A 19,435-nucleotide genomic window follows, 5' to 3' on the forward strand; every position below is an offset into this window, starting at 1 on the left:
TCTAGCTTCGTCGGCAGCGTCAGATGTGTATAAGAGACAGATCCAGCACCGTACCCAGTAACATATCCAGCACCATATCCAGTTCCATACCCAGGTTATCAGCAAATACCATATCAGTATTAAACAAAAAAGAGGTTATCCTCTTTTTTGTTTAATACTATATTTATTTATAAAATACTTCCAAAATAAAGGTAAAAATATGTTAATATTTTATTATTGTAATTCAAAAACATATATACCAATTTAAACTTTTATATTATTATTCGTGAATAGTTATATAGTATGTTCTAATGTCTATTTTGCTATTAAAAAGCATAGAGGTTAGACGCGAGTGGAATGAGTAGGAACAAGGGTTGCATAGAGCAAGTTAAAGGAATGCGGTATAATAAGGCAAGCTAATTAGGGAGATGAGAAGCTACTAATTATAATTGGAACGGTATTATATTGCTTTTTTTTACAAATAATATTATGTTATTTTAATCGGCATAATTCAAAATGTGATGTATGTAAAGGGTTATTATTAGAAAATGAAATATCTCTATTTCTATGAAAAGAAACAAGTTGTGTTTTAGTTAGATAGGAAGCAAGGAGAGATGCGCATGCTAGAACAAAGAGGTCATGCATTATATGACTCTTCATTGCGAGATTTAAAGTTAGCATTAGATGAGTCTTCAATTGTTGCAATTACAGACCGAAAAGGTCTTATTACATATGTAAATGATAAGTTTTGTGAAATCTCCAAATATAAAAGAGAAGAGTTAATAGGAAAAGATCATCGTATTTTAAATTCAGGATATCATCCGAAAACTTTTTTTCAAAACTTATGGAAGCGTATTTTGAATGGGAAAGTATGGAGAGGTGAAATCCAAAATCAAGCAAAAGATGGTACATATTATTGGGTTAAAACCACAATTGTTCCATTTTTAAACGAGAAAGGAGAGCCGTATCAATTTATCGCGATCCGAAATGACATTAGTAGTAGAAAAGAAGCAGAACAGAGATTACGATTGAGTGAAAGCCGTTATAGGGAACTTGCATATCATGATGCTTTAACGAGTTTACCGAACCGATTACAGCTAATAACGACTGTTAATGAACTGATTGCAGGGAAAAAGGAATTTGGCATAATATACTTTGACTTAGATCGTTTTAAATTAGTAAATGATACGTTAGGTCATATGATAGGAGATTTACTTTTAAGCGAAGTTGCTTCACGGTTGCATTATGTGTTAGGAGAGAAAGATGTTCTGGCTAGGCTAGGTGGCGACGAATTTGTGCTGTTAACAAATGAACATACACAAGATGAGATGCGGCAGTTAGCGACATCGGTATTGTCATGTTTTCAGGCACCATTTATGCTTGAAGGTCATGAAGTATACATTTCAGCTAGTCTAGGACTTTGTTCATATCCACAAGATGGACAAGACGTGGAAACACTATTGAAAAATTCGGATTTAGCTATGTATAGTGCGAAAGAACAGGGAAGAAATGCGGCGTGTTTCTTTACAGATGAGTTACGTGCAAAAATAAATCGTAGAATGAAAATCGAGTTTGCTTTGCAAAAGGCAATTCGTGATGAAGAATTAGATGTAGTATTACAACCTATCATTGATTTGAAAACGAAGAAATATACTGGCATTGAGGCTTTAGTGCGCTGTATGACAGAAGAAGGGCCTATTTCACCAAGCGAATTTATTCCAGTAGCTGAAGAATCTGGACTTATTATAAAATTAGGAGATTGGGTATTAGAAAAATCGTGTCGCCTGTTTAAAACATTACCGGATTACCAAGAAGGATTAAGGTTATCTGTGAATTTATCCATACAACAATTAATGCAGAAGCGTTTTATTTTGTCTGTACGTAGCATCTTAAGGAGAACTGGTTTTCCTCCGAATCGTTTAATTTTAGAAATAACGGAAAGTATTGCTGTTCGCCATTTTGATTATATTATCGCTACATTACAAGAATTAAGAAGTATGGGCGTATTAATTGCTTTAGACGATTTTGGAACTGGCTATTCCTCATTGTATTATTTAAAACAATTGCCACTTGATATCGTAAAAATTGATCGTAATTTTATTCGTGAATTTCATTATGATCATGCACAGCCAGAAAGAACGATTGTAAAATCTGTTATTGAAATTGCCCATAGTTTAAATTTAGCAGTAGTTGCTGAAGGGGTAGAAACGGTAGAACAAGAAAGTTTATTACAATCCATGGGCTGTGACTATGTACAAGGATTTTATTATGCAAAACCTTTATCCGTAGGAGAGTTAAAAGAAAAGTTAATTACGGATTTTTAATAGAAAAGAGAAGCTAAAAGCTTCTCTTTTTTTAATTCGTTTTTTGTGAGTTTTTCATTAATACGGGATAAAGAATAAGACCTAATATAAACAATCCAATTCCTAAGAAGAACGTTTTTAAATCAGCAGTTCCCGTTTTGATAACCCAAATAGAGTATACAAATGCTAATGTAGTAATAACCCCGTCTTTTATTCGAGATCCTGGCATTATATCATACGTTTCTCCTGTAATAACCAATTTAAATTGGTACAGAGTAGAAACAAGGTATGGAATTAAATAAGCTAATGTTGCTACAACGATAGCGAAATTATATGCTTCTGAAACAGTGCCAGAAATCGTTGAGAATAAGAAGATTTGTGTCATCACATTTGTAATAAATAATGATTTTGAAGGACTACCCTTTTTATTTGTTTTACTGAAAAACTTAGGGAAAAGTCCATTTTTGGCAGCCTGGTAAGGTACTTCTGAACTAACAACAATCCAGCCCACAGTAGATCCAAATAAAGATACAAGTGCTAGTAACGCCATTATATATGCGCCTTTATTGCCAATTGCTAAATTTAATGCGTCTACTAATGGTTTTTGAGACTCTTTTAAAGCTTCTTGCGAGAGAGCTCCCATTGTAAGTAAAGTAATTGACATGTAAATAATAAGAGCAATAATTAGGCCGAAAATTGTAGCTTTTTTTACATCACGCTGTGATTTTGCGCGGTTAGAAAGCATAACTGCTGATTCGATGCCGATAAACGCCCAAAGTGTTGCAATAGCAGCTGAATTGATTTGTCCACCTAACGAGATGGATTGTCCAGCTTCATTCATAAATGTTTGACCGTCTCCGAAATTAGAGGCGTTGAAAATGAATAATGTAATCACAATAAACATTGTAAATCCGATAATTTTTGCAATGGTAGCAAGAAGATTCATATTTCCAGCTCGATCAATATTTTGAGAAAGAATATATTGAATTCCCCATAACATAAGGCTACATACTAGAAAAGTTAACCCTTTTCCTAGTTCTAGTGAAAATCCATTTATTGAAAAGAGAATTTGCTTACTTTGTAAAACTGGAAAAAATGTTGATAAATATCCAGCAAAGGAAATAATAACAGATGCTGTTGCTGCCCAGTTCGCAGCCCAATATCCCCACGCCATACTATACCCTGCAACTTTACCTGCTTTTTTTGAAGGAAACATCGCTTGAGCGTAACTTTGTGGTCCTGCTTTTAATTCTGGTTTTCGAATTGCTAAATTTCCAAATACGAGTGCAATCATAAATACGCCAAGTCCTGTAATACTCCATGCGAGTGTAGAACCCATTGGACCTGATACTTGTGCTAAATTTGCTGGGAGCATAAATACGCCACCGCCAACCATATTCCCGATAACAAAAGCTGTTAAAACCCATAATCCCCATTTTTTCGTTTCCATTTTTGTTAACTCCTTTGTAGTAAGATTTGCTTAAACATCATTTTTTACTAGCTTTTTGGCAATAAAAAAAGAGCCATGTAGATAAAAAATACCTACATGGCTCTTCGCCAAAGCGTAGGCACAACGGGAATAACCCTTGTACCTACGCGTAAATTTTCCGCTAGGTTTCAAGGGTTACGTATGATGATGATGTTTTTGTGCAAATGTAACTACAATTGTTGTATAAGTAAGCATAGTTCTTTGCTCCCTTTCTCCTCTGATTTTGAAGTTAGTATACTACATGTTTTTTTGAATGAAAAGAAAAATATAAAAACTTTTATAAAAATACGTTTTAGAGATTAAATATTTACCTATATTTTTCTTGTACTGGAAAATAAGTGAGAGATTGGCAGAAGAGTGTAGCATGGTATAATACATATAGAATTAGAAGGTGACAAGGGGCTATTGTAGATGATGAGTAAGTATGAGCAAATTTATATAGAAATCAGTAAGTCTATTGATAATAAGCACTTAAAAGAGGGATGCAAAATCCCATCAGAAACAGAATTAATGAAGCAGTATGAGGCAAGCCGAGGTACTGTAAGAAAAGCAGTAGATTTATTACAAGAGCGTGGATATGTGCAAAAAATTCATGGAAAAGGTGTTTTTGTATTAAAGCGAAAAAATATTGAGTTTAACTTCGGTGGCATTGTAAGTTTTCAAGAAGAAAATGAGCGTCTAGGACGTCATTGTATTACAGAAGTCGTGGAAATGGAGAAAGAAGAAGCGACAAAAGAGGTTGCAAAATTATTAAACGTGAAAGAAAAAACAGAAATAGATCATATTAAACGTGTACGAAATATTGATGGAGAAAAAGTAATTTTAGATATAAATCATTTTGTATCTGAGTTTATTCCAGGATTAACGAGAGAAATTGCAATGGCATCAATTTATAAATACATTGAGAAAGAATTAGGGCTACATATTAGTTATTCGCAGAGGGTAATTGAAGTGCAGCCGTGTACAGATGATGACCGAAAGTATTTAGATTTAAATGGCACAGATTATGTTGTCGTTGTGAAAAACTTTACTCATTTATATGATGGGAGTCAGTTCGAATATACGGAATCACGTCACCGCTTAGATATTTTTCACTTTTCGGATGTGGCGCGAAGAAAGTAAAGAGGTGAAACGAAATAACGTTTCATCTTTTTTTTTATAAAAAAACATCAACTCGTATATACGAGTGTTGACTAACTTATATATACGAGTTAATATGTAAGTGTAAACGGTATCAAAAAAAGAAAAGAGGGACGGGAATATGGGGAAAGACTATCGTAAAACAGCAGAGGAAGTGTTGCAGTATATTGGTGGGAAAGACAATGTTGAACAAGCTGCGCACTGTGTAACGAGGCTCCGTATCGCTTTAAAAGATGAAAGTAAAATAGATAATGATAAATTACAGTCTGTTTCATTAGTAAAGGGAGCGTTTCATAATGCTGGGATATTTCAAATTGTAATTGGTCCAGGGGATGTAGATCGTGTTTACGCTGAATTGATAACGCTTGCAGGTATGAAGGAAGCGACAGTGGCTGACGTGAAAGATTCTGGAAATCAAAAGTTAAATCCAGCTCAAAAGTTTGTAAAAGTATTTTCAGATGTATTTATGCCGATATTACCAGCAATCGTAACAGCTGGTTTACTAATGGGGATTAACAATTTATTAGGGGCAAAGGACTTATTTTTTGATGGTAAAAATTTATTAGATGTTTATCCGAATTTAGGTGGGCTTTGGGATTTAATTAATATGATGGCCAATACAGCATTCGTATTCTTACCAGCACTTGTCGGTTGGTCAGCAACGAAGCGTTTTGGTGGTAGTCCAATACTAGGTATTGTTATGGGCTTAATGCTTGTGCATCCGGCCTTATTAAACGCCTGGGATTATGGAAAAGCAGCGACTGGTTTAGAGGGTCAAAAGATTGAGTACTTCAATATTTTAGGATTGTTCCAAATTGAAAAGGTAGGATATCAAGGTCAAATTTTACCGGTGTTAGTAGCAGCATTTGTATTGAGTAAAGTAGAGATTTTCTTAAAGAAACATGTACCAAATGCAATTCAATTATTAGTTGTACCAATTACAACAATCGTTGTAACAGGTGTATTAGCATTAGGAATTATCGGTCCAGTTACACGTCATATCGGAGATTTATTAACAGCTGGATTAATAGGCGTATATGAAACAGTACCAGTAGTTGGAGCAGTATTATTTGGAGCATTGTATGCACCACTTGTAATTACAGGTATGCATCATATGTTTATTGCTATTGATCTACAATTAATTGCACAACACGGCGGTACATTTATTTGGCCGATGATCGCTCTTTCTAACATTGCGCAAGGTAGTGCGGCACTTGCAATGTTCTGGATTTCTAAAAATCAAAATGATAAAAGTATGGCATCGACATCAGCAATTTCCGCGTACTTCGGTATTACAGAGCCAGCGATGTTTGGTGTGAATTTACGAAATAAGTTTCCGTTTTATGCAGCAATTATAGGATCTGCTGTGGCAGCGATATTCATTACATTAAATGGTGTATTAGCACCTGCTATCGGAATTGGCGGATTGCCAGCATTTATTTCGATCATTCCGAAATCGATTCCAATGTTTATTGTAGGAATGATTATCGCAGTTGTAATCCCATTTACGTTAACATGGTTATTTGCGAAAAGAGTTAAACAGAAGTAGGAGGAAGTTAAACATGAAGGATTGGCATAAAAGTGTAGTCTATCAAATTTATCCGAAGAGCTTTAATAGTTATTACAATAAAGAAACCGGTGATATAAAAGGGGTTACAGAGAAACTAGATTATTTAAAAAAACTCGGAGTGGATTATATTTGGTTAACACCGATATACCAATCGCCACAAAATGATAATGGGTACGATGTAAGTGATTATTATAGCATTGATCCATCTTACGGAACGATGGAAGAGTTTGAAGAGCTTCTAGAAAAAGCGAAAGAACGTGACATTGAAATTATGCTTGATATCGTTGTAAACCATAGTTCGACGGAGCATAAGTGGTTTAAGGAAGCAAAAGAAGATAAAAATAGTCCATATCGCAATTATTACATTTGGCGTGATGAAAAAAATAATTGGCAGTCTAAGTTTGGTGGATCCGCTTGGAAGTACGATGAAAAGACTAAGCAATATTTTTTACATTTATTTGATGAGACACAGGCAGATTTAAATTGGGAAAATGAAAAGCTTCGTGAAGAAGTGTACGATATGATGCGCTTTTGGCTTGATAAAGGGGTAACTGGATTCCGCCTTGATGTTATTAACTTAATTTCAAAAGACCAACGTTTCTTAAGCGATGACGGAAGTACCGCGACAAGTGATGGACGTAAATATTATACGGATGGTCCGCGTGTTCATGAATATTTACAAGAGATGAATAGAAATGTATTTGAAGGGAAAGAGGTAATTACAGTTGGAGAAATGTCATCGACGACAATTGATAATTGTATTAAATACTCAAACCCTGAGCGCAATGAACTGAGTATGACGTTTAGTTTCCATCATTTGAAAGTAGATTATCCGAATGGTGATAAGTGGACGAAAGCTGATTTTGATTTTATTAAATTAAAAGAAATTATGTCTAACTGGCAAATTGAAATGCAAAAGGGCGGGGGATGGAATGCATTATTCTGGTGTAACCATGACCAGCCTCGCATCGTGTCACGCTTCGGTGATGATGGGAAGTACCGAAATGAATCTGCGAAAATGTTAGCGACAGCTATGCACATGCTGCAAGGAACGCCTTACATTTATCAAGGAGAAGAAATAGGTATGACGAATCCTAAATTCGAATCCATCGAGCAGTATCGGGATGTGGAATCGTTAAATATATATGATATAAAGCAGGAAGAAGGCTTATTAAAAGAAGAGATTATAGGGATTTTAAAACAAAAATCTCGTGACAATTCTCGTACTCCGATGCAGTGGAATGAAGAGGTGAATAGTGGTTTTACAACAAGTACCCCTTGGATTTCAGTAGCTGAAACCTTTAAAGAAATAAACGTAGAGAAAGCATTACAAGATGAGGAGTCTGTATTTTATCATTATAAAAAGTTAATTGAACTTAGAAAAACTTACGATGTTATTACAGAAGGAGAATATGCTATTTTAGATGAAAATCACCCTAAGATTTGGGCATATACACGTACTGTAAATAATGAAGTATTACTTATTATTAATAACTTCTATGGAGAAGAAATAACGTATTCTGTACCAGCCCATGTTCAATTAGATGGAATGAAACAAGAAGCACTACTGTCGAATTATAAAGATTCCAGCAAGGATATTACAAAACTTAACTTAAGACCATATGAATCAATTATATATCGATATACGAAATAAAAGGTTGTATGCCCACGCGGCATACAACCTTTTTATTTTAAGACACCACTATACAAAATATTTACGTCTACTTCTGGTTTGAATTTTACTTTTGCATAATCTTTATTCCAATTTTTTTTCTTCCATAAGTCAGGATGATATGCGATAAGATGTCTTCCAATACCGAAAGCATCACAATTTGCTTTTTGTAGTTTGTTTGTTATTTTTTTCGCTTCTTTCGTAAGTTGTTTCGATAAGTCTTTATTTAGTTTTTTTCGTTCTCCCATTTTATAAATATTATCTCTTGGGGCTTCAAGTGCTATTACTTTTAGTTGGAGCTTAATGTGAGCATAAACATTTCCTTTTTTATCTGTTGTTATTTTTAAGTCTCGTTTTAACTTTCGATTGCTAATTTCCATTGTTAAATAATCAGATGTTTTCTCTGATTCATCGCTAGTAAGTTTTTGGGTTATACGAGCGCTTGTTCCCATTTTTCCGGTTAATAATACGAATAAAACAGATTGTTTCAAAGGTAAATGCCCAGTTAATTTATCATTGTTAAATAAAGCTAACCCGTTTGTAATTACTTCTTTTCCTTTTATTTTTATAGAAGGGAGGGTAAAGTCTTTACCGGGATCTAACATTTTTGTAGCAGCTGTTTCTAAAGTTTCTTTTGGAAATACACTCATATCTTCTAAGCTTTTCACTTTTTTCTTTAGAAAATCTCCAATTAGTAAATTTCCTACTTTCTTTTTTTCTAGTATCTCGGATGTTTCACCCTCTACTGCAATAAGTTTTACTAAAGCAGTTGGGTTTGTGGGGTCCCGAAAGCTGACATCTAAATAGGGTAGTATACCCTTTTTTAGAATTTTGGTTCCTAGTAATTGAACACCATATTTGAAGTAGCGAATATTACCAGTCACATTTTTTTTTAGGGCATCGCTTGTATCCCGTATGTTATACCCGTTTGCTGAATGTATTTCATTCTCGAATGAAGATTGCTCTCCGCTTGAACTTTTTACGAGTTCAAGCGTTTGCTGTAGTTTATTCTCTTCCGTAATATCATATCCAATACTATAAGCTAATCTCGCTTCTCTTAATGGTTCTTGATCCCAACAGCCAGAAAGGAATGAACTAGTACATAATATAAAAAATAATTTAACCCTTTTTTTGAACATACTGTTCTCCTTTCTTCTTTCTTATTACTGAATAAAGTAGAAATAAAAGAGGGAGGACTACGATGAAAATATAGGTGAACTTATCAGTGAAAGTTGAAATTACTTTTAATTCTTCAGGTGTATCTATAAATAAGGCTACACTAAACGCAATAATTCCAACGATTGGAACAGCTTGTTTATGATTAGCAAGATTGAATATATGTCCAATTCCGATAGAAGCAGCGCAATAATAACTAGCAATAGAAGCTACAACTGTTATCATCCAAATTGGTATGAATAGTAAATCAGTTCGGTCTATAATCCCGATATGTAAAGAGCGCAATAAGTAAGCAACTGGTTCTGGAATAAGCTCAACTTGCTTTGGACTAAATACGATAAAGCAAATCCAAACAGTAAAAGTATAAAAGAGAGTCACAAATCCATTAGCGATAGAAATTGCCTTTAGTTTTGCCACAGCAGTCCCATTTACTTTTGGGAAAGCGATAAGAATAATTTCAAAACCATACATAGCTGTAATTGTTTCTTTGGATGCTTGAATAATATTCCACCATCCAGCTTCTGTAATGGGAAAAATATAAGAAAAGTCAGCCCGTGAGAGTCCAAGTCCAATTAACAGTGCCATTGGGAAAATAAGAATAGAAGCCATGACATAAAACCGTACGATGACTTTAAATGTGTTATAGGCTACATAGCAACAAGCTATTGTAAATAGTATGAGAATGGCAGACCAAGGAGTTGCTTGTAATATCCAAACTTTAATGACATTACAAGCATTTAACATAACCGTCATACCGATAAGGGTAAAATAAAAAACATAAGCAAAACCTAATAGTTTTCCAAATTTATTACCAAATAGCATACAAACACTTTCATACATATCAGCATCAGGAAATCGTTTTAAGAAAAGCCACATAAGTAAAATGATAAGTTGAATGGCAAGCCCAGCGATGAGAACAGAAATCCAGCCACCACCTTTCGCTATCGGGTGAAGACGATTTGGTAGAGAAAGGATACCAACCCCGATTTGGCATTGAATAACGAAAAAAGTAAATTGAACAAGTGAAATTTTACTTTGCGTGTTTGTCACCGTTCTCATCCTCTCTCGTTACATGTTGTCGTTGCATTTTTTTCGGCTTTGGATCATGAGGTCGTTCCCAAAAGGACCAAATTGGGAATCTTACAAAAGAATCTTTCATATCTTTTATCCGCATTGGGGCAATGGGAGAAAGATATGGTGTATGAAATGAATGTAACTGACATAAATGAACGAAAGTTATAATTAGACCGAATGATATTCCGACATATCCGAATATAGCAGCAAGAATCATTAATGGAAAACGAAGGATGCGAACTGCTGAACTCATATCGTTTGATGGAACGAGAAAAGATGAGATTGCAGTTAAAGCTACAACGATGATCATCGTATAAGAAACAAGTCCGGCTTTTACAATCGCATCACCAATGACTAAACCACCTACAATACCGATTGTTTGTCCAACGCGGCTCGGCAGACGAATACCAGCTTCCCGTAATAACTCGAAAATTAACTCCATTAAGAGAGCCTCAAAAATGGGGGGAAGTGGTACTTTTTCTAATGAAGCTTTAATTGTATAAACGAGTTCGAGTGGCAACACATCAGGATGAAAAGCAACTGTTGCGATATATATAGCTGGTAAGAGAAAGGCAATTAAAAAACTCACTAAGCGAATCATTCGGACGAAAGAACCGACAATCCAGCGATTATTATAATCATCAGGTGATTGATAGAAAGCGAATAACGTAACAGGTACGATGAGCGCTGTTGGGTCTCCGTCAGATAAAATAGCAACTCGTCCTTCCATTAAATTAGCGGCGGTTCTATCTGGGCGTTCTGTATTTAATTGCTGCGGAAAGGGTGAGAAAGATGTATCTTCTATAAATTCCTGTATGTAGCCTGGTGGCATGAGTGCGTCTGTCTTAATCATTTCCAATCTTCTTTTTACTTCTGCAACGAGATCGTCATTAGCTATATTTTGAATATAAGCAATTGCTACTTTCGTGTGCATTTCTTCACCAAGTGTGAAATATTTAACGACGACATTTGGGCTTTTTATGAGTTTACGAATAGAAGCTAAATTGGTTGCTAAATCTTCTACAAAACCGGTATGTGGTCCACGTACAATGCCTTCATTATCCGGCTCTGTTATATCTCTTTTTAAAGATAGAGCTGTTTCGAAAATACAAAAACTATCGACATGTTCATGAAAATATAATGATTTTCCTTGTAATAAAAGCTGCACCCCATAATTTAAATTCGTTTCTTTTTTCATATTTAATGTGGAAAAAGCTTTATCTAAAGATAAATCCGACCGCGTTAATAATGGCTCAAGAGCTAATTGATGAATTAAATTTGGATCTGCTAAAGATTCGATATATATAATCGTTCCTTTTCCGTTTTGAAAAGGGATATCTAATTTTTTTATATCATCTGAATGACAGAGTTTATTTTCAATGTAATTAATATTTTCTGGAAGCGATGGAAACATATGCTTTTGATTTTCACTCTTTTGTTGTTCTTTTTGCTCTGTCATAATTTCCACCTCTTTTAGAATAAAGTCGCTTCTGTTAATTTTTGCTTTTTTTGAGAAATTTATGCTTAGATTATTTGAAAATAAGTAGCTTGAAAGTTATGTTACGTCATCTTTTAAACTAAAGAAAATGAGAAGTAGGGGATGGAAAGAAAGTATATATTAGATTAGCGGTGTTGATATAAATCTTTTGTACTATAGAGGATAAGCCTAGCGGTATAAATAATTACATCATTCGATGAATAGGAAATTTATGAAAGGCAATTTATACTATTAGTATTGTGTCTTGCCTTTTTAGGTGCAGTACACAGCCGGTGATTGGCTAGTGGAGGTTCTTCCATTTTGCCAGTGCCGGTTTTTTATTGGATAATAGAGAAAATAAAGTTCTATAAAGAAAGAAGGGGTTGTTTTGAAAGCTGTAAATTCTATCTTTATGAGAGAAAAGATTGCTAGTTCTTATCTTTATTTTATTTCTTTTCTTGGTTTGATTACTATAACTATATCTTTACTTGAAATTAAAATCCCTTCTCATCCAACAATACTAATATTGTTATTAATATTTATGGTGATTGCAGAGTATTTTCCTGTACGATTTTGGAGAGGGACTAGCTCGCTTACCTTTCCGATAATTTACGCTATGAGTTGGCAGTTTGGAATCAATATAACTATTATTTCTATTGTACTCGTTACGCTAATTATTCACCTGCACCGCCGTTCACCGATACAAAGAATGTTATTTAATAGTACTCAGCATGCACTTAGTTTAATCTTGGCCGAATGGTTTTCAAACAAATGTATGTCCTTATTAATTAACAAAATAGATATATCAGTTCTGTATGGAAATTTAATATCTTTGTTATTATTTTGCGTGTTTTTTTGTTTTTTCAACAATCGTTTTTACGATTTGTTAATGATACTCCTTCCGCAGCCATATTCAATCTATCAGTGGTATAAAAAAACTGTAACGGTATTTCTTTGCGAAACTTTTGGTTTCTCTTATGCGGCACTGATGCACGTATTAATTAGTACATATAGTGTGGAAGTAAACGAGATTACAGTACTGTTTTTCTTTTTTCCACTTGTAGCAACTTCCGTTATTAGTTCTTTTTCTGTACGGATAAGGATGGAGAAGGAACGATTATATGAGTTATTTCTTATTACGACCGAAATTAGTCGAGGATTAACCGGAGGAAACTTGAAACATATTAAACAAGCACTTAAAGGTTTTTTTGGCATACAAGCATATGTAATATGGACAAAAGATGATGGGAACTGGAATATTCTATTAAAAGATGGGAAAGTCCGCCTAGATGTATCTGATGATTCAGAAAAGTGTGAGGCGTTTGAGGAACTTTCTAAAAATCTTGTATTTAATGATTGGAAAATTGGTACGGCTCCTGGAGATGAAATATTTGATAGTGTTATACGCTCACTTGTATATTTTCCTCTTATAGTAAATGATGAATTAGTCGGAATGTTTGTTGCAGGGAAAAGTAGAAATGCGGGTTTCTTTCCGGAAGATGTACAGTCGTTAGCTACATTTTCTAACCAATTAGCTAACGTTGTTAAAACAAGGATATTGATTTCTGAACAGGAAAAAAGAATGATCTTAGAAGAAAGAAATAGAATCGCCCGTGAAATTCACGATGGTATTGCGCAAACATTAGCCGGGGTGATATTCCAACTAGAATCCGCGCAGAAAAAATACCGTGATAAACCAAAAGATATGCAGCAAATAGTAGAGAAAAGTATAAAAGATTTAAGAGGAAGCTTAGGAGAAGTTCGCTATTCTATTTATGCTTTAAAACCATATCCGACACAACAATTAGGGCTAAAGCAGGCGATAGCAAGTAAAATAAAATCTTTAAAACAAGAATATGAACTAGATATTACATATCATGAAAGAGGTCATGCACGTGCGCTTAGCTTTTCAAAAGAAAGGGTTATTTTTGATACATTACAAGAGAGTTTGCAAAACATTGTAAAACATGCACAAGCAGACAAGACTGATGTTTTACTTAGCTATCAAAGTGAGCACGTGCTTTTAAGGATTAAGGATAATGGGATTGGCTTTTCACTATTTGAGTCTATGGTTAAAACGAAGAATGAGCCACATTATGGTATATTACATATGAATGAACAAGCTGAACAATTAGGGGCTACTTTACAGATTGATAGTTCTGTAGGGAAAGGGACAAAAATTACACTATTAATTCCAGATTCACAAACAAGGGGTGCGTAAAATGATTAAAATATTAGTAGTGGATGATCATGCTTTTTTACGAGACGCAATTCGGAACATACTAGAGGATGAATCTGATATGAAAGTGGTTGGAGAAGCTAGCTCTGGGGACGGAGTATTGGGAAAAGTAGAAGAATGCAGACCAGATTGTATTTTGATGGATATTAATCTTCCGGGGAAAAATGGGATTGAAGCTACAGAGTTGGTGAAAAAAAATTATCCGAATTGCCGAGTACTTGTGTTTACAATGTATGAGCATGATGAATATTTAATGGATGCACTCCAGGCTGGTGCTGATGGTTATTTATTGAAAGATTCATCATCGGAGCAGGTAGTAGCAGCAATTCGGATGTTATATCGAGGGGATTCAGTTATTCATCCGCGTATGACTAAAAAATTAATTACATATCATCAGCAAAAAATGAAATTAGAATCAAATGAAAATGAACTGACGGAACGTGAAAAGGAAATTCTTTTTGAATTAGTAAAGGGACTTAGTAATAAAGAAATCGCTGAAGCTCTATATATTAGTGATAAAACAGTTAAAATTCACATCAATAAAATTTTTAAAAAACTAAATGTGAAAAGTCGATCGCAAGCGGTGATTTATGCTGTTCGAAATCAATTGGTTCCGTTGGATTAAATAGGAAATGTTTAAAAGAACTATCATGTTTATTTATTCTTTATTACAAAGAATAAAGAGCAAGATAGTTCTTTTGTACTATGTAGGTATAGAATCATTAGAAAAAAGATACTCCTTTTGTTCAATTTTCAGAAAAGTCAGAACGTGAAATAATAAATATAGAATTATATTTTAATCCTATTAATAATTCATTTTGTGAAAATTTTTTATTGAAAATAAATGATGGGGGGCTTTTATAGAGAGAGTAAAGTAAGTGATTAGCTATATAGGGATGGTAGTAGTGTTGAAAATTCTTAATGATGCAAAATAAAAGTTTAAGATTAATAGAATTTTCAATGCTAAATGGGAGCTTAAGAATCAATTTGGTTAGAAAAATAATTTTAATAGTGGGGAGATGCAATATGAAACGAGGGAAATTTGGAAAGGTTCTTATTGGAACACTAACAGTTGGAATGTTATTGTCCCAAGGAATTCCATATAACGTATTAGCTGAAGAGGTAAATACATCTAATTTAACTGGAATTGATGATGTAAATGCTATCTTGAAAGGTCTTACAAAGGAACAACGTAATGCTTTGAAAACGTTAGATACAAAACCGGGTTTTGTTATTTCACCAGGTATCAATACAGCAAGTCCTAATAATGTGAATGTGATTATAGAATTTAAGCAAGCACCTAGTAAGATTGAGGTGTTAAAACAAGCGGCTAAAGGGAAAAAGTTAGCTCTTTCAAATGCGGAACAAAAGGTAGAGGCATCCCATAAAGGATTTAAAGCAGAGCTTGAACAGCTTCAAAAGAATAAAGATAAAGGGAAGAATTTTAAATCTGCCAAAATAACAAGAGAATATAAGAGTGCTTTTAATGGTGTGGCGATTTCGTTGCCTGCGAATATGATTGAAGACTTAGTTCGCACTGGTATTGTTAAGCGCGTATGGGAAGATCATGAGGTTAAAATTGATTTACCGAAAGAAACAGCTAAGGCGGCTGTTGAACCAAAAATGGCAGATAGCGTACCACAAATTGGTGTGGACAAGCTGCATGCTGAAAAAATAACAGGTAAAGGAATTAAGGTGGGTGTACTGGACACAGGTATTGATTACAACCACCCGGATTTGAAAGATGCATATAAAGGATATCGTGCAAAACAAGGTGAAGATCCAAGTAAAATAGATCCGAACTCAATAAAAGGATGGGATTTTGTTAATAATGATGCTGATCCAATGGAGACAACGTATAAGGATTGGCAAAATTCTGGGGGATATCCTGAAATTTATGATGGAAGTGCATATTATACATCCCATGGAACTCATGTAGCTGGGACAATCGCTGCAGACAAAAAGAATAATGTTGATTACGCGGTTACGGGAGTCGCTCCAGATGTAGACTTATATTCATATCGCGTATTAGGTCCGTATGGAAGCGGACAAACAAGCGGTATTCTTGCTGCAATTGATAAAGCAGTAAAAGACGATATGGATGTTATCAATTTATCATTAGGTGCGTCTATTAATGATCCTTTATATCCTACTTCTGTCGCAGTGAACAATGCGATGTTGGCTGGTGTTGTTACAGTAGTAGCAGCTGGTAATAGTGGTCCGGAAGAAGGTACCATTGGATCACCTAGTGCAGCAGCACTTCCGATTACAGTTGGAGCCAGTGACGCTGCAATGACTATCCCGACGTTCTCCGTCGATGCAGGTGATTTACATGTGGATAAGATGATGCTACTTGGAAAAAGCTTTACTGATAAGATTGAAGATTTGAAAGGTCAATCCTTATCGGTTGTATATGCAGGACTTGGGAAAACAGATGATTTTACAGGGAAAGATGTAAAAGGAAAGTTAGCTCTTATTCAACGCGGTGAGCTTACATTTGATGAAAAAATTAAAAACGCTAAGGAAGCAGGCGCAAAGGCGGTAATTGTATACAACAATGTAGATGGGGAAATTACAAGTTATCTTGGAGAAAGTACTTCATCTATTCCATCGTTCCGCTTAACAAAAGTAGATGGTGAGAAATTGCAAGCAAAAGCTGTACAAGGAGATGTGTCGTTAGCATTTGGAGAACTTAGTAATATAAAAACAGAGGGAGATCACTTAGCTGATTTCAGCTCCCGCGGTCCTGCAACTAAGACGGATGATATTAAGCCGGATATTGTAGCGCCAGGTGTGTCTATTTTCTCAACTGTTCCTGAATATATTAATGATCCAAAAGATGGAGAAAATTATCCGGTAGCGTATGGGCGTATGTCAGGTACATCTATGGCAACTCCTCATACTGCAGGGGTAGCGGCACTCATTTTACAAGAACATCCAAACTATAATCCATTTGAAGTAAAAGAGGCACTTATGAATACCGCAGTTGACTTAAAAGAAGAGCGTTCTGTATTTGAGGTGGGCTCAGGACGAATTGATGCATATCGTGCAGTTCATGCAGATACATCTATCGAGGTTGTCGATAAAACATCAAACGTTGTAGATGATGAAGAAGTAGAAATTGAAGAAAAAACAGGCTCTATTGCATTTGGGTATAAAAATCAACTTGAAAATGGACCTATTAAAGATAGTCGAAGAGTCTTAATTAAGAACAGCAGTAAAACTGATGGGAAAGAGTTTAAATTGGAAGTAGAGTTTTCACCTACAAGTGTAGGTGTGCAAGATGCAGCGAAGAATGGTGTGAAGCTAAACGTAAAAGATTCTATCAAATTAGCTCCTGGTACATCAGAGGAAATTAGCCCTGAAATTATGATTCCAGAAAACGCTGAATTTGGTAGATATGAGGGATATATTCATATTTCAAATAAAAACAATGAAAAAGAAGTATATCAAGTACCATTTGCAGTTAAATTCACAGAAAAAGGGATTGCGTCTGTAGATTTACTGAGAGATGCAATGGCAACAGATGCATCTAAATTCCATCCATTTATGGAAAGACCAAGTTCGCCTTTGACATTTAAATTAAATAGTCCTCTTGAAACCATTGATGCAGTTGTGAAGGACCGAAAGACAGGGAAGGCATTAGGAGTCGTTGGTACACTTAATGCAAGTAGTCTAACACCGAATGTTGAATATATGATGTTTTCTGGTATGGGAGGGTATGTACTTCCATTCACAGGAGATCCAGCTCATCCAATTGGGGATAAACCTGTTATGTTGCCTGATGGAGATTACGAATTGAACTTTGTTGGATATGATAAAGAAGGTAAATCGTATACAAAAGGCGATAACATTATCATTGATAATGTTATACCTGAAATGAAATTTATGGATGTACAACCTGGTATACACGAAGTCAATGATTCTATGTTTAAAGAAGAAGACGGCCAGCGTGCATTATGGGTGCATGGTAATATTTATGATTCTACAGTAGATGCATTAAAAGCAAAAGGCTTGCAGTATGATCAAAAAGCGAATCAAATTGTATATTATCAAAACTCAGCCTTCCCATCAGGTTGGTTGAATACAATTCAAGCAAATGGTGATTTTAAATTTGGAGTACTTCCAGAGGAAATAAATGAGCCGTTAAATTTAAAATTATTTGGATATGACCTCGCAACTGCAGGGAATATGGCAACGGGATTTAAAGATTACGTCTTTGTAAAAGAAGGGACAGAATATGCTGTTCCAAGCTATGACAAAGATAAAATAAAATTGGGCGAAAAAATTACGTTAACTTTGAGCCTCAATAATGTAAGGCAACTTATGACAGGTACATTTGAAGTTCCTTATAACAAGCAGCTATTTAAATTTATAGATGTGAAACCAAATTCAGCACTTACGGAATATGCAAAACAACATGGATTAAACTTGAAAGTAGAAGATCCGGCTATAAATACAGAAGAAACTTGGGAAAACAAGGTGAAAGTTGGCGCGTCATTGGAAGGAAAAGAATTTAAAGGACTAGATGGAGATACACCATTTTTAGATGTTACATTTGAAATGACAAGCGATGAATATTTTAATGATGTAACTGCATTTGGAGCAGATAAATTCTCTTACACAAAAGCTGGTACATCAGAAGGTATTGAAATTCCTGTGTTTAAGGATAAATCCTTCTCTATTATTTCGAAGCATTCAATGATTACAGGATATATTGGACCAGAAGCATTTTTACATGAAGAGGGATATTTAGGTAAGAATGATTATACAAAATTAGGAGTAAAAGTGTACGCAGTTGGCAAGGATGGAAAGAAATATACAGGAACGGTTAGCGATAATGGACAATTTGAAATTCATAATGTTCCTGTAAGCGATAAGGAATACGATATTTTCGTAGAAATGCCAGGTCATTTAAATAGTAAACTGACAACCAAAATAGGGAAAATGCAAGACGGAGAATTAGTGGGACAAAACTTTAGAGCTGATATGGATGATAACCTTGCAGGTGATGTAAACGGCGATAAAATGGTAGATATTCAAGATGCTAGAATAGCAGCTTTATCGTATGGAAAAGGAAAAGTATCTGTAAAAGATGGAGATATAAATCAAGATGGTGTTGTAGATGAAACAGATATTCGTTTTATCGAGAAAAACTTCTTGAAAAAGGGTCCAGATGCTAAAGAAAATCAGAAACCGAAAGAAAATGTAGGGCCAGTGACGTTAGAGAAAATCTTACGCTCGATTGGTTTAGAGCCAAAAAATAAGGGGATACACTTCTAAGGGAAACTAAACGATAAAGCAATGAACACAGAA

Annotated in this window: 11 protein-coding genes and 1 pseudogene; 8 read left to right on the forward strand and 4 right to left on the reverse strand. The window is 34.8% G+C overall.

Annotation, left to right across the window (positions count from 1 at the left end):
• Positions 1-42: 42 nt before the first annotated feature.
• Positions 43-123 (forward strand): annotated as a pseudogene (locus tag JDS92_RS08935) (cobalt transporter); the annotation flags it as partial.
• Positions 124-599: 476 nt separating this feature from the next.
• Positions 600-2,303 carry a putative bifunctional diguanylate cyclase/phosphodiesterase gene (locus JDS92_RS08940; protein ID WP_000893352.1) on the forward strand — a complete coding sequence of 568 codons (1,704 nt, stop codon included), beginning with the start codon at positions 600-602 and terminating at the stop codon, positions 2,301-2,303.
• 31 nt (positions 2,304-2,334) lie between these two features.
• On the opposite strand, the gene JDS92_RS08945 is transcribed toward JDS92_RS08940, so the two are convergent.
• Complete coding sequence (locus JDS92_RS08945; RefSeq protein ID WP_000448439.1) at positions 2,335-3,732, reverse strand: amino acid permease; 1,398 nt, start codon at positions 3,730-3,732, stop codon at positions 2,335-2,337.
• A gap of 450 nt (positions 3,733-4,182) precedes the next feature.
• On the opposite strand from JDS92_RS08945, the gene treR reads away from it, so the two are divergent.
• The 3 genes from treR to treC all read left to right on the forward strand — a co-directional run bounded on the left by treR (position 4,183) and on the right by treC (position 8,135).
• Positions 4,183-4,893: a trehalose operon repressor gene (gene treR, locus JDS92_RS08950; protein ID WP_000987222.1), complete on the forward strand. Its 711-nt coding sequence runs from the start codon at positions 4,183-4,185 to the stop codon at positions 4,891-4,893.
• 139 nt (positions 4,894-5,032) lie between these two features.
• Positions 5,033-6,460 (forward strand): PTS system trehalose-specific EIIBC component, encoded by a 1,428-nt coding sequence (gene treP / locus JDS92_RS08955; RefSeq protein WP_199631832.1) that lies wholly within the window; start codon positions 5,033-5,035, stop codon positions 6,458-6,460.
• 13 nt (positions 6,461-6,473) lie between these two features.
• A complete protein-coding gene (gene treC / locus JDS92_RS08960) occupies positions 6,474-8,135 on the forward strand; it encodes an alpha,alpha-phosphotrehalase (RefSeq protein ID WP_199631833.1) in 1,662 nt (553 codons plus the stop codon).
• Between the two features lie 32 nt (positions 8,136-8,167).
• Here the strand turns inward: treC and gerKC are convergent, their stop codons facing one another.
• Genes gerKC through gerKA form a run of 3 tightly spaced genes read right to left on the reverse strand, consistent with a single transcriptional unit; the run spans position 8,168 to position 11,862 of the window.
• Positions 8,168-9,292, reverse strand: coding sequence for a spore germination protein GerKC (gerKC, locus tag JDS92_RS08965; RefSeq protein WP_000474021.1), 1,125 nt, complete (start codon positions 9,290-9,292; stop codon positions 8,168-8,170).
• The gene (locus tag JDS92_RS08970; protein WP_098210280.1) at positions 9,273-10,379 is read right to left on the reverse strand and encodes a GerAB/ArcD/ProY family transporter; all 1,107 of its coding nucleotides are present in this window, start codon (positions 10,377-10,379) and stop codon (positions 9,273-9,275) included. Before JDS92_RS08970 ends, gerKC begins: the two co-directional genes overlap by 20 nt.
• Positions 10,360-11,862, reverse strand: coding sequence for a spore germination protein GerKA (gene gerKA / locus JDS92_RS08975; RefSeq protein ID WP_087969018.1), 1,503 nt, complete (start codon positions 11,860-11,862; stop codon positions 10,360-10,362). Before gerKA ends, JDS92_RS08970 begins: the two co-directional genes overlap by 20 nt.
• 406 nt (positions 11,863-12,268) lie before the next feature.
• Here gerKA and JDS92_RS08980 point away from each other — a divergent pair, with 406 nt between their 5' ends.
• The 3 genes from JDS92_RS08980 to JDS92_RS08990 all read left to right on the forward strand — a co-directional run bounded on the left by JDS92_RS08980 (position 12,269) and on the right by JDS92_RS08990 (position 19,402).
• Positions 12,269-14,101 (forward strand): GAF domain-containing sensor histidine kinase, encoded by a 1,833-nt coding sequence (locus JDS92_RS08980; protein WP_199631834.1) that lies wholly within the window; start codon positions 12,269-12,271, stop codon positions 14,099-14,101.
• Position 14,102: 1 nt separating this feature from the next.
• A complete protein-coding gene (locus tag JDS92_RS08985; protein ID WP_000590661.1) occupies positions 14,103-14,744 on the forward strand; it encodes a response regulator in 642 nt (213 codons plus the stop codon).
• A 401-nt stretch (positions 14,745-15,145) separates the two neighbouring features.
• Entirely contained in the window at positions 15,146-19,402 is a 4,257-nt protein-coding gene (locus JDS92_RS08990) for a S8 family serine peptidase (RefSeq protein ID WP_199631835.1), read from the forward strand.
• Positions 19,403-19,435 lie beyond the last annotated feature (33 nt).

Origin of the sequence: Bacillus cereus group sp. N12 (genome assembly GCF_016483575.1) — a bacterium.
Taxonomy (GTDB): domain Bacteria; phylum Bacillota; class Bacilli; order Bacillales; family Bacillaceae_G; genus Bacillus_A; species Bacillus_A toyonensis.

Coding starts and splice junctions, on each gene's coding strand:
- JDS92_RS08940 (WP_000893352.1), top strand. CDS start 600: ATGCTAGAACAAAGAGGTCATGCATTATATGACTCTTCATTGCGAGAT.
- JDS92_RS08945 (WP_000448439.1), bottom strand. CDS start 3,732: ATGGAAACGAAAAAATGGGGATTATGGGTTTTAACAGCTTTTGTTATC.
- treR (WP_000987222.1), top strand. CDS start 4,183: ATGATGAGTAAGTATGAGCAAATTTATATAGAAATCAGTAAGTCTATT.
- treP (WP_199631832.1), top strand. CDS start 5,033: ATGGGGAAAGACTATCGTAAAACAGCAGAGGAAGTGTTGCAGTATATT.
- treC (WP_199631833.1), top strand. CDS start 6,474: ATGAAGGATTGGCATAAAAGTGTAGTCTATCAAATTTATCCGAAGAGC.
- gerKC (WP_000474021.1), bottom strand. CDS start 9,292: ATGTTCAAAAAAAGGGTTAAATTATTTTTTATATTATGTACTAGTTCA.
- gerKA (WP_087969018.1), bottom strand. CDS start 11,862: ATGACAGAGCAAAAAGAACAACAAAAGAGTGAAAATCAAAAGCATATG.
- JDS92_RS08985 (WP_000590661.1), top strand. CDS start 14,103: ATGATTAAAATATTAGTAGTGGATGATCATGCTTTTTTACGAGACGCA.
- JDS92_RS08990 (WP_199631835.1), top strand. CDS start 15,146: ATGAAACGAGGGAAATTTGGAAAGGTTCTTATTGGAACACTAACAGTT.